We start from the raw sequence: 13,203 nt of genomic DNA, 5'->3' as shown, positions 1-13,203 counted from the left end.
GAAGATGCGAGACGCCCCCATGAGTGAAACCGGTCAGGGCACGGCGCGACGGCGACAGCGACACCGGCGGCACGGCCGACTGCCGGCCGCGGGCCCGGCGGTGGTGTCGGGTCTGGTGCTGTGCACGGTGCTGCTGCTGCCGGCCCCGGCGTACGCGCTGGCCGTCGGCGGGCCGCCGGCCCGGGTGGACACCCTCGCGGCGGCCAACGACCTCACCAAGTTCTACGTGGTCAAGTCGCCGGAGGAGAACGGCGGTCGGGTCGACGGCCTCGCCGACATCGCGGGCCGCACCCTCGGCGACCCGGACCGCTTCCAGGAGATCCTGGTGCTCAACACCGGGCGGCAACTGCCGGGCGGCGAGGTCTTCGTCAGCGCCGAGCAGGTAGTCCCCGGCTTCGCGCTGCGGCTGCCCGTCGACGCGGAGGGCGCGGACGTGCAGTTCGGCGCGCTGCCCGACGAGGCGGGCCAGCAGGGTCCGCAGCAGCAGTCGGGGAACGGCACCCAGTCCCCGACGGGCGCGGCGGCGCCGCTGACCAACCCCAACCGGTCCAAGAGCCCCCTGGACAAGCTCAACGACCAGGTGCCCTTACCGCTGCTGTTCGGCGGCATCGCCGGCGTCGCCGCCCTGACCGTGGCCATCATCGCCCGGCGCAAGCTGGCCCGGGGCCTGCGGGCGCTCGGCCGGGGCATCGCCGCCGTCGCCCGGGTGCTGCGCCCCCGGCTGCCGCGCCCGATGGCGCTCGCACTGCTGCGCCGTCGGCGGGCCGCGCTCGCGCGCAGGCTGGCCGCCGACACCCGCACCCCGGTGGTGATCCGCAGCGCGCTGGACGAGTTGGTGCGCACCGGCAGCAAGGAGTCGCCGACCCGGGTCTACACCGTGCGCGCCGCGCCGTCGGGGCTGACGGCCGCGGTGTCGGGGGCGGGCCGGGCGCCGGCGCCCTGGACGGCGATCGCGCCCAACGACTGGCGGCGCGAGGGCCTGCCGTCGGCGCTCGCGTACAACGGCGCAGCGAAGAGGACCGATGCGAAGGATCCGACGGGGATCGGGGAGCTGACCGTCATCGCATCGGCTGGCGCGGCCGAGGGCGAGGAGGAGCCGGAGTCCTGGGCCGCGCACCTGACGCTGCCGCACCTCGCCCGCGTCGGCGTCGACCCCGACGGCGCCCAGGTGATGGTGGGCCTCGGCCAGATCAACGGTGCGCTGAGCGTACGGGGTGATCTGCGGGTGGCCGGAGACACGGTCACCGCACTCGCCCACGGCCTGCTCGAACTGCCGTGGCAGAACACGGTCGTGGTGGCGGTGGACCCCGATGCGAGCGCCCTGCCCGGGCTGCACGGCGTGGTGCGCGTCCGCTCGGTCGCCGAGGTGCGGGACCGGGCGCCGGCCGCGGTGTTCGAAGCGGCGGAGGACCTGGGGCTCGGGCTGGTCCGCTCGGCCACCGGCCGCGGCGAGGTGACCGGCTTCCTGTTGGTGCTGCGGCCCCCGAACGGCGAAGAGGCCCGGGCCCTCGCCGAGCTGACGTCCCCGCGCGGCGGCTGGACGGTGCTCACCGTCGGGGATGTCCCGGGCGCGCACTGGCGCTGGTACGCCGAACCCGAGGGCACGGTGGACCTCGGGGTGCTGGGGCTACGGGTGACGGTGCCCGCCCCGCTGGCCGCGGCCGGCGATCGGATCTGACACCTGCGCACCGAACGCCGTCCACCGAGCGATCGCCTGAACGACTGAACGACTGAACGACTGAGCGCCTGACCGACTGGCCGATCCCCTTTTCCCGTATTCCGGAATCGCCCCGGTGTTCCTTTGCCGCGGGCGCATTCCGGCATGCCGGCAAATTGGGTCAGAGCACCCCGCGGAACGCCGCTGGAAAACTCTTCCGGATTTCCTTCGCAATGGCTGAACCGCTCAGCGCAGCAGATCGTGTTGATGGCGAGACCGAACAAGGAACGGCACGAAAGCGCCGGACAGTGAACTCCGTCCCGGCGGCCGGCGGCCTCCTCCCCGGCCCCGGGACGGTCCTGAGCACCAAGAAAAACCCATCGCAAGAATCGCGTCCCGCACACGGACTCACCGGCGCACGGCATGCCCAGGGCAGCCCGGTTGCGCACACCCGAAGGACGTGGCGCGGTGCACGCGGAAATCCGAGAAGGAACTGAGGAGCAGTCATGCGGAACTGGCGGATCGCGACGGTCACGGCGACGGGTACGGTGGCGGCGCTGCTGCTGCTCACCGCCTGCGGTGGCGAGGACGGCGGCGACAAGAAGGCGGACTCGGTCGCCCAGACCCCGGTCGCCGCCCAGGGGCAGGCCGCCGGTGTGCGCCCGGTGACGGCGGGCAAGCTGAGCATCTGGAAGAGCGGGCCGCTGGGTCCCGTGGTCACCGACAGCGCCGGCTTCACGCTCTACCGCTTCGACAACGACACCGCGTCCCCGTCCAAGTCGACGTGCGACGGCGACTGCGCGAAGGCGTGGCCGCCGGTGCTGGCCGCGGACGCGGCGGCGGCCGAGGGTATGGACGCCAAGCTCCTCGGCAAGGTCACCCGCTCCGACGGCACGCAGCAGCTGACCTTGAAGGGCTGGCCGCTGTACCGCTTCGCTAAGGACACCCAGCCGCGCCAGACCAACGGGCAGGGCGTGGGCGGCACCTGGTTCGCGGCGGCTCCCGACGGCAACAAGGCGACGGCGGCTGCGGCCGGCGCCACCACGGGCGGCGGATCGGGCACCGGTACGGGCACGGGCTCGGGCGAGCAGCCGGGAGCCGCGCTTCCGCCGCTGTCGGTCCGGGACGACGCCAAGCTGGGCCCGATCGTCCGGGACGCCAAGGGCCGTACGCTGTACCGCTTCACCAAGGACACGGACTGGCCGATGAAGTCCAACTGCACCGGCCCGTGCCTGGAGAAGTGGAAGCCGGCGAAGATGCTCGACAAGGCGGCCCTGAAGGGCGTCCAGGGCATCGACCCGAAGCAGGTCATCGAGTTCAAGCGCCCCGACGGCACCCGTCAGCTGACCATCGACTGCTGGCCCCTGTACTGGTTCACCGGTGACAAGGCGCCCGGTGACACCAGCGGTCAGGGCGTGGGCGGCACCTGGTTCGCGGTCCGGGCGGACGGCAAGCTCGCCAAGTGACGTCCGGTCGTACGCGAGGGGCGGGGCGGTTTCCCTGGAGGGAGACCGCCCCGCCCCTTTGTGTCGGGCCGGCGCTTGAGGGCCGGCCCTTGAGAGTCGGCCCCTGAGGGGCGTCCCGTCAGCGGAAGACCTGGCCGCGGACCGCGCCGCGCGGGAAGTCCGCCGTGTTGAGGGTGACGTAGAAGCCGCCCGGCTTGGCGGCGAGGTCCCGCAAGGTGGCCGGGTCGGTGACCTCGACGGTGCCCGAGACGGCGATCAGGGTGCGCGGCAGCGGAGTGGTGAAGAGCGGGACGGCGACCTCGCCGCTCTGCCCCAGCGCCCCCCGGTGGACCTGGGCGGCGGTGGGCGGTTCGAGGTTCACCCAGGCCAGGGAGTAGTTCAGGGCGCCGCCCTTGCCGGGGTCGAGGGAGACCGTGGTGTGGGCGTCCTTGTCGCCCTTCGGGGCCCCTTCGCCGCCGGACTCCTGGCGTCCGTCCGCGAGCGCCCGCAGCGCGCCGTCCGGGATGACGCCGAGCGGATCGACGGGCTGGCCGGACTCGGTGAGCGGCCCGCGCAGCACGCCACCGGCCGGCACGGATCCGTCGCCCGTCGACTCCCCCGGGCCCAGGTCCACGGTGAACTCCCCGGGCCGGGTCCTGAGCCGTTCCGCCTGCGCCGGGTCGGTGACGGTCATCCGCCCGGCGACGGAACGCGCCCCTGCGGGCAGGCCGTTGCCGAACAGCCCCGCCACCGCCTGGTCGCCGCCCGCCCGTACGCCGGCGGACCGCGGCGGGCCCGTCCCGCTCCACGTGAGCGAGAAGGTGACCCGGTCACCGCTGATCCTGAGCAGTGCGACGACCCTCGCCCCCCGTCCGCCGTCGAGCCGGGCGATCAGCGAGGTCCCCTCCTCGGTGGCGGCCGGTGAACTTCCCCGCGCAGCGGCGGCCTGGGGCTTCGCCCCCGCGGCCGGCGCCCTCGACGTGCCGTCCAAGCCGGCGCAGCCCGCCACCGAGGCGGTCAGCAACACGACTTGGGCGGCGACCAGCACTCTGCGCATCTTCGTACGTCCTTTCACCTGGACCACAGCGGGCGCCCGAAGGCGCCGACGGGTCCGCACATCCGGGTACACGAAGCACGCACCCCGGGCGCCGGGGGTTCACCGGCAAAATCCTTCGCGGCCCGGGCGCGGGCGCCGGTAGCGTGCGGCGATGACCCACGAGAATCCGCTCGCTTATCTGTTGGGCCTCGAAGGACTCGCGCTGCTGCGGACCTTCACCGGGGAGTACGACGGCGAGTTCGCCGCGGCGAGGATCGCCGAGGTGCGCAGACTGCTCGACGACGAGCGGTTGGCGCGTGCGGGCGTGGAGGTCGACCGGATCGACCCCGGCGAGGGGTACCGGATCTGGTCGCGGACCTACGACTCCCCCAACTCCGCCTTCGACACGGACGGTCCCGCGCTCGGGGACCTCCTCGACGGCCTACCGGCCGGCACCGCGCTGGACGCCGCTTGCGGCACCGGTCGCATGTCCGCCGTCCTCGCCGACCGGGGGCACGCGGTCATCGGTGTGGACGGCTCCCCCGACATGCTCGCCCGGGCCCGCGAACGCGTCCCCGACGGCGATTTCCGCACCGGTGACCTGCACCGGCTGCCGGTCGCTGACGCATCGGTGGACCTGGTGGTGTGCGCCCTGGCGCTGACCCACGTGCCCGATCTGCGGCCGGTGCTGGCGGAGTTCGGCCGGGTGCTGCGCCCGGGCGGACACCTGGTGACCTCGGACGTACATCCTGAGCAGGTGGCGCGCAGTGCGGTGCCGGCGCTACGGGACGACGACGGCCGGCCGGGTCGGTTGGCGAGCCACGTCCACCGGATCGGGGACTACGTGCGGGCAGCGCTCGCCGCGGGGTTCGCCGTGCGGAGTTGCGAGGAGCCCCGTCCGGTCGTGACGCGTCCCGAACCCTCGCAGGCAGCGGGCGACCCGGGCACGGCGGTGGCGAACGGTCCTTGGGAGCTGTGGCCGTGGTCGCTCGCCGCGCTGGTGCCCGAAGCGGCCCGGGCGGCGTCGGCCGACGTGCCGGGTGTGGTGGTGTGGCACTTCCAGCTCGCCGAGGGGTGAGGTGCTGCCTGGGGCTGCGCTGAGGTGCTGCCTGGGGCCGCCCTCAGCGCAGCCCCAGGCAGGGCAGCCAGGCGCGGTCGCCGTCGTGGGCGGCGGTGAGCAGGGCGCTCAGCACGCCGGTGGCGCCGCCCAACAGCCCCGGGTTCAGCTTCGTCCGTACGGCGGGGTCAGCGAGGCGTCGTTCCAAGTGGTGCAGGAGCCGGGTGCGCAGGAGCACCGCGACGGGCAGGCGGGCGTGCCGGGCGAAGGCGTCGGTGACGGCGAGGATGCCCGCCGCCCCGTGGCAGAGCCCGAGGAGGTCGATCGGCTCCTCCCCGAAGAGGTGGAAGTCCTCGTCGAAGCCGTCGGCGAAGGTCGTGAAGGCGTCCAGCGCCCACTCGGAGGTCTCCTGGTCGTCGATGGTGCGGGCGCCGTCCCACACGGCCCAGGCGACCCCGGGGTTGCCGTAGCACCACGCCTGGCGGGGGCGGGGGCCGGGCGGCGGCGGGCCTTCCAGCCCCGCGCCGTCCCAACTGCGGATGCCCCGGTCGTCGTCGAAGGACTGGCGGGTCAGCCAGTGGACGGCGTGGTGCAGGGCGCCGGTGAGGTGCGGCTCGGGTCCCAGGCGCCGTACGGCGGCGGTCAGCGCGGTCGCGACCCCGGCCACGCCGTGGCCCATGCCGGTGTTGATCCGGCCGTGCAGCCAGGACAGCGTGGGGTGCTCGGCGTACGGCCCGGTGCGTAGCCGCGGCAGGTCCGCGTGGTCGCAGAGCGCCGCGAGGTGCTGGGCGAACGTCAGCAGGGGTGCGGTGCCCGAGGTGCCGGCGGACAGGGCGAGGAGGACGCCCGCCGGGCCGGTGATGAGGTCGTAGTCGGGGAACCCGACGGATTCGGTGCCCCACGGGCGGCGCTCGGCCGCGTCCACGAGGCGGTCGCGAAGGCTGTCGGCGACGCGCTGCAGCGGTGGGTGCAGGCGCGCTGCGTGGTCGAGCCCGACGAGGGTGCCGGCCAGGCCGTCGTGGAGTCCGTGGCGCGGTGAGCCGTGGCCGATCGTCTGCACCCACTGGGCGACGGCGCGGCGCGCACTGGCGGTCGCCCGGGGCGCGCCTGCCGCGGTGACGATCCAAGCGAGCACGGGGATACCGGGGTCGGCGCCGGCGTCCGGCCCGGCTCGGTATCCGTCGAGCAGGTCCACGGCCAGGGCGAAGGGGTCGAGGTCGGGGGCGGGGGTGTGCTGGGCGCTGGGCGACATCGGCTCTTCTGTCGGTGTGACGGGCCTGTGGAGGAAGGGCTGGGTGAGCCGCCCGGTAACCGTGCCCGGGCGGCTCTGTTCGATCAGCAGACGCCGATGACGCTGCAGATCAGGACGGTGCACAGGCCACTGCAGGCTCCGACGGCCGTGACCGCCTGGTCGGCGGTGGTGGGCAGGTCGGTGCTGGTGACGCGCTCGTCGAGCTGGTCGATCAGTTCGTCGAGGTCCGCGATCTTGATCAGTTCGTCGGTGGGCATGGAACCTCTCTCCTTTCGGGTGGATGGGTGGTGACCGTCCCGGCCGCCGTCCCCCGTGCAGGGGTCGGGGCGGGAACGCCTTGGGTGAGGGCGGCTGCGGCGAGCGCCGCGAGCGCCTCGGGGTCCCGGGTGCGGGAGATCCTCAGCAGCAGTTGTCCGGCGACGGCGGCGCCCTGGTGCGTGGGGTCGCGCAGCGTCAGGTGGTCCGGGCCGGGCAGCATCTCTTCGACCAGGAGCTCGTCACCGGGCCGGCTGGCGCACATCCGTTCGACGAGCGTCAGCGTGGGCAGCGCTTCCAGGTCGACGGGCATGGGCTTGGCGTCGTGCGCGGGCCGGACGAAGACGAAGCGCGGCAGCCGGGCCGAGTGCCGCAGCGCGGCCAGGGCGCGGGCCTTGGCGAAGTCCCCGACGCGGGGCGACCACAGCAGGGCCCGGGGCACCCGCCAGGTGGCCGGGGCCACGACGAGGTCGCCGCCGACCGTCAGCCGGGGCATCCGTACGACCTCGTCGGCCGGGCGGTCGAAGGCCGCCGCGGGACAGTCGAGCCGGATGACGGTGCCCGCCGCGGGGTGGCTGGCGCGCAGCAGCAGCCCGACGAGCAGGTTGTACGGCGGCATGGGGGCGCGGGTGGCGTGGTACACGGGCACGATCCGCTCGCCGTCGGCCTCCGCGACGGCGCGGGTGCCGGGTGCGGCGCCGAGCGGGGCGCGGCGCAGGGTGATCCGGTCGAGCGGAAGGTAGCGCTGGGGCGGGCCGCCGGGGGTGCAGTACGCGGCGTGGTGCGGATCGCCCGTCCACCAGCGGGTGGTGACGGGTCGTCGCACCGCGTTCGCCGCGCGCTCGCCGACCGGTGGCACCAGCAGTTCGACGAAGCGGACGCCGGCACGGCGCTCCACCGCGGCGAGGAAGGCGCGGTAGCTCTCGACGGGTCCGTAGCGGCCGTGCAGGGCCTTGAGTCCGTCGGCGAACCGGGCGTCGAGGACACCGGCGGCGGACGCGGTCTCCAGGACGGCGACGGGGCCGGTGGGGCCGACGAGCGGGCGCAGCAGGCAGTCGAGCGGCCAGGCGGGCAGGGCTTCGGCGGTGGACGGCGCGCCCACCGAGTCCAGCAGGGCGTGGTCTAGGTCGATCGTCTCCTCGCCCCGGTGGCGGTCGACGTGGGTCAGCAGACGGTCGTAGCCGGAGCCGGGGACGTGGGCGGGGTGCCAGCCGGTGTACCGGCTGGGGTGTGCCCCTGCGGGCACGGCGTCCTGTTCGGGGAGCAGTTGGGCGAGCAGGGCGCTGAGGGGACGGGGGTGGTCGTCGAGGGCCTGGGCGCCCGGCGGGGGTGCGGGGGCGGGCGCGGTCAGCTGGTCGGCCTGGCGGAGCGCCACTACACGGGCGGCCACGGCGAGGGCCCGTTCGACCCGGGCGACGCCCGCGTCCGGGACGGTGGCGTCCACGGCGCGGTACGAGTCGACGAACCAGCCGTCGCCGTCGGCACGGGGCCGGGGCCCGGTTGCGGCACTGGGGCCCGGGGACGGGGCGGGGCGCGGCTGGGGCAGGGCTTCGGGCCCGGTCACGTGCACGGGCGGGACCCAGGCGCTGGCGTGGTGGCGCGGGGTGCCGCAGGGCTGGAGCACCCCGAGGCGGACGAGGTGGCTGAGGAAGGCGCGCAGCGCACCGGAGCTGCCGGGGCCGGCGGCTCCGGTGAGGGTGCGCTCCAACTCCGCGAGCGGGCGCGGTCCGTCGGCCAGCAGGGCGAGCACCGCGTCCAGCGGCGGGGTGCGGCGCACGGCGACCTGACGCATCCGGCCGGGTTCGTCGGGGTCGACTCCGTAGCAGCGCAGGCGTCCGTCGGGGTCGGTGACGTGCAGGGCGGCGGGGGCGTACGCGACGGGGGCTTCGGTGTCCCACGGGTCGGCTGCGGTGAGCCGGGCGCGCAAGCCGTGGACGTTCTCCGCGGTCGTGGCGGCGAGCGCGCCGACCACGGCCCCCGGGGGCAGCAGCCGGGCGCCGGCCCAGCCGTTGACCCCGCCGACCGGGACGAGCGCGACGTGACAGGCCCACCCCCGGGGCGTCGTCTTCACCGCCGCGCGGGCGACGGCGCGCCACAGGTATCCGCTGCGCTTGCGCAGCCGCTTGCCGGTCCAGGTCTCGCCGCGGGCGAGGTACGCCGTCACTTCCTGGGTCAGCCCGGGCGTCGCCGCGTCGACGAAGGTCCGCAGCACGGGACTCTGGTCCAGCAGGGCCCACGACAGGGCGCCGATCCGCTGCCGCTCGGCGACCAGCGCCCGCTCGATGTCGGCCTGGACGACGTCCGCTTGCTGGGCGGCACGCACCAGGGCGGTGCCTTCCCTGGCCAGTCGTGCGGGCGCCGCCGTCAGCCGGTCCAGCAGTCGGCACTCCTCGGGCCGGGGCGCGGCGCCGGAGTGCAGTCGCCTGCGCAGCGCCAGCAGCGCGTGCCGTTCGGTGTCGGACAGCCGGGGGTCGGGGACGACTTCGCCCAGCTTCTCGGCCAGGCGCCGGGCGCGCCCGGTCTGCCGTACGGCGGCGTCGGCGTGCGCGGCGAGCCGGGCGAACAGCAGGGGATTGCCCGCGCCGGTCCACAGCGAGCAGGGGACGGCGGCGACCCTCGCCAACGCCGCGGTGCCCAGCAGCGGGAAGGGCACCCTGCGAACGGAGCCGACGTCGACCATGTCAGACCACCCCGTCGTCGGCGAGGGCTTCGGTGAGCAGACACTGTCGGGAGGCGGGAATCAGGCCCCGGTTCCAGTGGAAGATCACGGCGTACGCGGCGGCGCGGCGCGGGCCGCGCACGGCTTCGCCGGATTCGAAGTAGCCGCGGCGCCACCCCTCGGCGGCGCGGGCCACCGCGGTCCGGTGCTGCGCCAGCACCGCGGGCCAGTCCCCCGGGAGGGCGGCGAGGGCTTCTTCGCGCGGCCGGCCCCACCACTGCCGGATCCCCTCGGCGGCCCGGCGCCGCTCGGCGTCCGCCAGCCCGCCGGGGAGCGCCCGCCCGGTCTCGGCCCGGACGGCCTCCCACACCCCGCGGTGCTCCCACCCGACGACTTCGAGCCCGGCCAACAGCTCGCGCACCAGCAGCAGGGACACCCGCCACGGTGCCGGCGCGGGCTCGCCGCCGCTCCCGGTGTGCAGGTCCAACCAGGCCAGGGAGTCCGCGGTGAACAGCTCGTGCACCCACGGCATGGCGGCTTCGCCGCCGAACAGATAGCTCTCCGGCTCGTACACCGCGGCCACCGGCGGTGCCGCGAGCTCGTCGAAGGCTTTGGTCCGCTCCAGCAGTTCGGCCCGCAGATCGGCGGTGTCCGCCACCTCCGCGGCCTGGAAGCGCACCCTGAGCCCGGGGGGCTTGTGCATGAAGAAGAAGGCGCTGGCCCCGTCCGCCAGGACCTCGCGGGCGGTGTCGGCGAGCTTGCCGTACAGATCCACCAGGGACGATTGACGGGGCGTCACATTGAGCTGCACCCAACTCGCCTCGGGATGCGGGGCCTTGGTCACCGCTCCCCCTTTCGCCGCGCCGCGGGCTGACGTTCCTTTCCAGAGAGAGAATTTCCTGATATCCATGGCATTCAAACGAATGCCGCACTAAGTCATATAATGCGCATCATGCTCTTTGCGTATCTGTGTGACGCCGTCACCGAGGACGCGCTCCAGTGACCGCCGTCGAGAACGACGGCCGGGTGCGCCGGGTGAACCGCCCCGGTGCACCTACCTGAGGAAGTCCGAGCAGACGTACGTGGCGGGATCCCCCTCCTGGGGCTGGACCGTGATGGGGACGTCGTCGGTCCGTCTCGTTCCGCTGACGTCGAGCACGGCGCGCGCCCGTGCCATGCTGCACACCAACTGGCCCACCATGTTGCGGTCCTGGACCGAGAGGCCGTCCAGGTGCGGGAGCGGCACGTGGACCGTGACCCGGTCGGCTCGGACCCTGACGTCGTACCTGCCGTAGTAGAAGTCCGCCCCCACCAGAGTGGAGAGCCCGGACTCGCGCTCCGCCTGCGTCGGCCCCTGCCCGAGGAGCTTGAGGACCTGGACGGGCTCGGACAGCGTTTCCAGCGGAATGTCGGGGCGCGCCACCGCCTCCAGGCGGCCCGCCTGGGACACGAAGTACAGCCGCAGCCCCTTGGTCAGCCCGCCGGCGGACTGACCGCCGTCGACGACGCCGGTGGGGCGCACCCCGCACCCGGCGAGCAGTACGAGCACCACCGCCACCACGGCCGCCAGGGTCCTGCGCCTCACCGCTCCTCCTCGCAGGTCGCCCGCCACGGTATGCGCAGGGTGAACACCGCGCCGCCGTCGGGGCCGTTGGCCGCGTCTATGGTGCCGCCGTGCAGTCGGGCGTTCTCCAGCGCGATGGCGGTGCCGAGACCGCTGCCCTCCGAGCGGGTGCGCGCGCTGTCCGCCTTGTAGAAGCGGTCGAAGACCTGCGCCAGGACCTCGGGCGCGAGCCCCGGGCCCCGGTCGGCGACCTCGACGGCGATCCGGGAGCCGGCCCGGTCGGCGGACAGGGTGAGGGTGACCGGTTCCGCTCCGTGCCGCAGCGCGTTGCCCACGAGGTTGGCGACGATCACGTCGATGCGCCGCCGGTCCACCGCGGCCACGACCCCGTCGGGCAACTCCACGCCCACCCGGTCGGTCCAGCCGCGCAGGGAGAGCGTGGCGCGGACGGCCGCCGCGAGGTCGGTGTCGGTCACGTTGAGCCGTGCCGCGCCCGAGTCGAAGCGGGACATCTCCATCAGGTCCTCCACCAGCCGGGCCAGCCGCGCGGTCTCCGCGCTGACGGTGCGCGCGGCGCGGGCCGCGTCCGGCGGCAGTTGCGCCGCGTCCTCGTCGAGGACGGTGGCGACCATCGTCATCGCGGCGAGCGGGGTGCGCAGTTCGTGCGAGACGTCGGCGACGAAGCGCTTCGCCCGTGCGTCCTGCTCGCGCAGCTCCGTGACGGACGCCTCCAGGGCGTCCGCCGTCTCGTTGAAGTCCCGTGCCAGGTCGGCCAGTTCGTCCCGGCCGCGGACCCTGACCCGGATGCTGAGGTCACCGGCCGCGTGGCGGCGGGTGGCGCGCCCGAGTTCGCGCACCGGGCGCAGCACGGTGCCGGCGGCGAGGAGCGCGAGGGCGGTGGCGAGCAGCACCACCGGCACGATGCCGGTGCGCACCGCGTCGACCACGCCCGTGGTGTCTTCGAGCTCCGCCCGCAGTGAGGTGACGGCGAAGACGTCGAGGCCGGACGGCACGCCCCCGTCGGCGGTCACGGGGGTGCCGACCACCAGGTACGGGCTGCCGTTCCACTCGACCCGCTGGAAGCTCATCCGGTTGCGGGTGCTGACGGCCTCGCGCAGCCCGGGGGTGATCCGGGAGCGGTCGGCGGACGCGTCGGACGAGGCCGTCAGCGCGCCGTACTGGACCACCACGAGGGCGTCGTCGCCGAGCCCGTCCGCGACGCCGTTCGCCAGCTCGGTCAGCGACACCTCGTCCGGCGGCATGTCGAAGTCCGCTGCCGCCTGTTCGACGCGGTTGCGGAAGTCGTTGCGCACGGCGTCCTGCTTGCGCTCCAGGACCGCGGTGCGCGACTCGCGGTAGGCGAGCGCGGTCGCGGTCACGCCGCTGGCCAGGGCCACGAGCACGAAGGCGACGACGAGACGGGTGCGCAGCCCGCCGAGCCGCCGCAGGGCCCGCAGCACGGGGCGGCCCTCGCCCCGGGCGCGCTGCGGGCAGCGGCGCCCCAGGCGGCGGCGCACGCTCACACCGGCCCGAAGCGGTAGCCGAAGCCGCGGACCGTCTGGATGTACCGCGGCTGCGCGGGGGTGTCCTCGATCTTCGCCCGGAGCCGGCCGACCGCCGCGTCCACCAACCGGGAGTCGCCGAGGAAGCCGTGCTCCCACACCGCTTGCAGCAACTGCTCGCGGCTGAAGACCCGCGCCGGCGACGCCGAGAGTTCGAGCAACAGGCGCAGCTCCGTGGGCGGCAGGGTGATCGGTGCGCCGCGCTTGCTGACGGTGAGCCCCGCCCGGTCGATGACCAGGCCCGCGTGGTTCTCGCCGCGGGCCGACCGCACGGGCTCGGCGCGGCGCAGCGCCGCACGGATCCTGGCCTCCAGCACCGGTGCGGTCACCGGCTTGACGACGTAGTCGTCGGCGCCGGCCTCCAGGCCCCGGACCACGTCGCCGTCGTCGCCGCGGGCCGTGAGCATGATCACCGGCACGGTGGAGCCGGTGGCCCGCAGCTGTCGGCAGACCTCGAAGCCGTCGATGCCGGGCAGCATCAGATCGAGCACGGCGAGTTCGACGGCGGCGCCCGCCGGGCCGGCCAGCAGGGCGAGCGCGGCTTCGCCGGTGGCGGCCGTATCGACGTCGTAGCCGTGCCGGCGCAGCACCAGTTCCATGCCGTCGCGCACGGACACGTCGTCCTCGATGAGCAGTACACGGGCCATGGAGCCGATTATGCGTGACGGTTTTCGCTGTTCAGGACCGGTGGGAGCGGTCGGCTGGGCAATCTCGCG

General features: G+C 74.6%; 11 protein-coding genes. 3 read left to right on the top strand and 8 right to left on the bottom strand.

Annotated features, from left to right (window positions below):
- The first annotated feature begins 19 nt into the window (after positions 1-19).
- Together ABZ842_RS19125 and ABZ842_RS19120 are read left to right on the top strand one after the other, a co-directional pair.
- Positions 20-1,678 (top strand): hypothetical protein, encoded by a 1,659-nt coding sequence (locus ABZ842_RS19125; protein WP_361537885.1) that lies wholly within the window; start codon positions 20-22, stop codon positions 1,676-1,678.
- Positions 1,679-2,163: 485 nt separating this feature from the next.
- Complete coding sequence (locus ABZ842_RS19120; RefSeq protein WP_361537884.1) at positions 2,164-3,123, top strand: SCO0930 family lipoprotein; 960 nt, start codon at positions 2,164-2,166, stop codon at positions 3,121-3,123.
- Between the two features lie 118 nt (positions 3,124-3,241).
- Here ABZ842_RS19120 and ABZ842_RS19115 read toward each other — a convergent pair whose 3' ends face one another.
- Positions 3,242-4,159, bottom strand: a complete 918-nt coding sequence (locus ABZ842_RS19115; RefSeq protein WP_361537883.1) for a CHRD domain-containing protein — start codon at positions 4,157-4,159, stop codon at positions 3,242-3,244.
- A 151-nt stretch (positions 4,160-4,310) separates the two neighbouring features.
- Between ABZ842_RS19115 and ABZ842_RS19110 the strand changes: the two genes are divergently transcribed.
- On the top strand, positions 4,311-5,216 hold the full coding sequence (locus tag ABZ842_RS19110; RefSeq protein ID WP_361537882.1) for a class I SAM-dependent methyltransferase: 906 nt from the start codon (positions 4,311-4,313) through the stop codon (positions 5,214-5,216).
- Positions 5,217-5,259: 43 nt separating this feature from the next.
- On the opposite strand, the gene ABZ842_RS19105 is transcribed toward ABZ842_RS19110, so the two are convergent.
- The 7 genes from ABZ842_RS19105 to ABZ842_RS19075 all read right to left on the bottom strand — a co-directional run bounded on the left by ABZ842_RS19105 (position 5,260) and on the right by ABZ842_RS19075 (position 13,134).
- Positions 5,260-6,447, bottom strand: a complete 1,188-nt coding sequence (locus ABZ842_RS19105; protein ID WP_361537881.1) for a lanthionine synthetase LanC family protein — start codon at positions 6,445-6,447, stop codon at positions 5,260-5,262.
- 83 nt (positions 6,448-6,530) lie between these two features.
- A complete protein-coding gene (locus ABZ842_RS19100) occupies positions 6,531-6,704 on the bottom strand; it encodes a hypothetical protein (protein ID WP_361537880.1) in 174 nt (57 codons plus the stop codon).
- Positions 6,686-9,382: a lantibiotic dehydratase gene (locus ABZ842_RS19095; protein ID WP_361537879.1), complete on the bottom strand. Its 2,697-nt coding sequence runs from the start codon at positions 9,380-9,382 to the stop codon at positions 6,686-6,688. Before ABZ842_RS19095 ends, ABZ842_RS19100 begins: the two co-directional genes overlap by 19 nt.
- 1 nt (position 9,383) lies before the next feature.
- Positions 9,384-10,205, bottom strand: coding sequence for a thiopeptide-type bacteriocin biosynthesis protein (locus tag ABZ842_RS19090; protein WP_361537878.1), 822 nt, complete (start codon positions 10,203-10,205; stop codon positions 9,384-9,386).
- A gap of 210 nt (positions 10,206-10,415) precedes the next feature.
- Positions 10,416-10,946 (bottom strand): hypothetical protein, encoded by a 531-nt coding sequence (locus tag ABZ842_RS19085; protein WP_361537877.1) that lies wholly within the window; start codon positions 10,944-10,946, stop codon positions 10,416-10,418.
- A complete protein-coding gene (locus tag ABZ842_RS19080) occupies positions 10,943-12,430 on the bottom strand; it encodes an ATP-binding protein (protein WP_361538024.1) in 1,488 nt (495 codons plus the stop codon). The genes ABZ842_RS19085 and ABZ842_RS19080 overlap by 4 nt, the downstream gene beginning before the upstream one ends.
- Positions 12,431-12,444: 14 nt before the next feature.
- Positions 12,445-13,134 (bottom strand): response regulator transcription factor, encoded by a 690-nt coding sequence (locus tag ABZ842_RS19075; RefSeq protein ID WP_361537876.1) that lies wholly within the window; start codon positions 13,132-13,134, stop codon positions 12,445-12,447.
- Between the last annotated feature and the right edge of the window lie 69 nt (positions 13,135-13,203).

The organism is Streptomyces sp. NPDC047315 (assembly GCF_040643215.1).
Lineage (GTDB): Bacteria > Actinomycetota > Actinomycetes > Streptomycetales > Streptomycetaceae > Streptomyces.
Note: the sequence above shows the minus strand (reverse complement) of the source record. Positions and strands in the feature narration are given on the sequence as shown.

Bases quoted from the DNA above. Each gene is read 5' to 3' on its own strand.
- ABZ842_RS19125 (WP_361537885.1), top strand. From the start codon at position 20: ATGAGTGAAACCGGTCAGGGCACGGCGCGACGGCGACAGCGACACCGG.
- ABZ842_RS19120 (WP_361537884.1), top strand. From the start codon at position 2,164: ATGCGGAACTGGCGGATCGCGACGGTCACGGCGACGGGTACGGTGGCG.
- ABZ842_RS19115 (WP_361537883.1), bottom strand. From the start codon at position 4,159: ATGCGCAGAGTGCTGGTCGCCGCCCAAGTCGTGTTGCTGACCGCCTCG.
- ABZ842_RS19110 (WP_361537882.1), top strand. From the start codon at position 4,311: ATGACCCACGAGAATCCGCTCGCTTATCTGTTGGGCCTCGAAGGACTC.
- ABZ842_RS19105 (WP_361537881.1), bottom strand. From the start codon at position 6,447: ATGTCGCCCAGCGCCCAGCACACCCCCGCCCCCGACCTCGACCCCTTC.
- ABZ842_RS19100 (WP_361537880.1), bottom strand. From the start codon at position 6,704: ATGCCCACCGACGAACTGATCAAGATCGCGGACCTCGACGAACTGATC.
- ABZ842_RS19095 (WP_361537879.1), bottom strand. From the start codon at position 9,382: ATGGTCGACGTCGGCTCCGTTCGCAGGGTGCCCTTCCCGCTGCTGGGC.
- ABZ842_RS19075 (WP_361537876.1), bottom strand. From the start codon at position 13,134: ATGGCCCGTGTACTGCTCATCGAGGACGACGTGTCCGTGCGCGACGGC.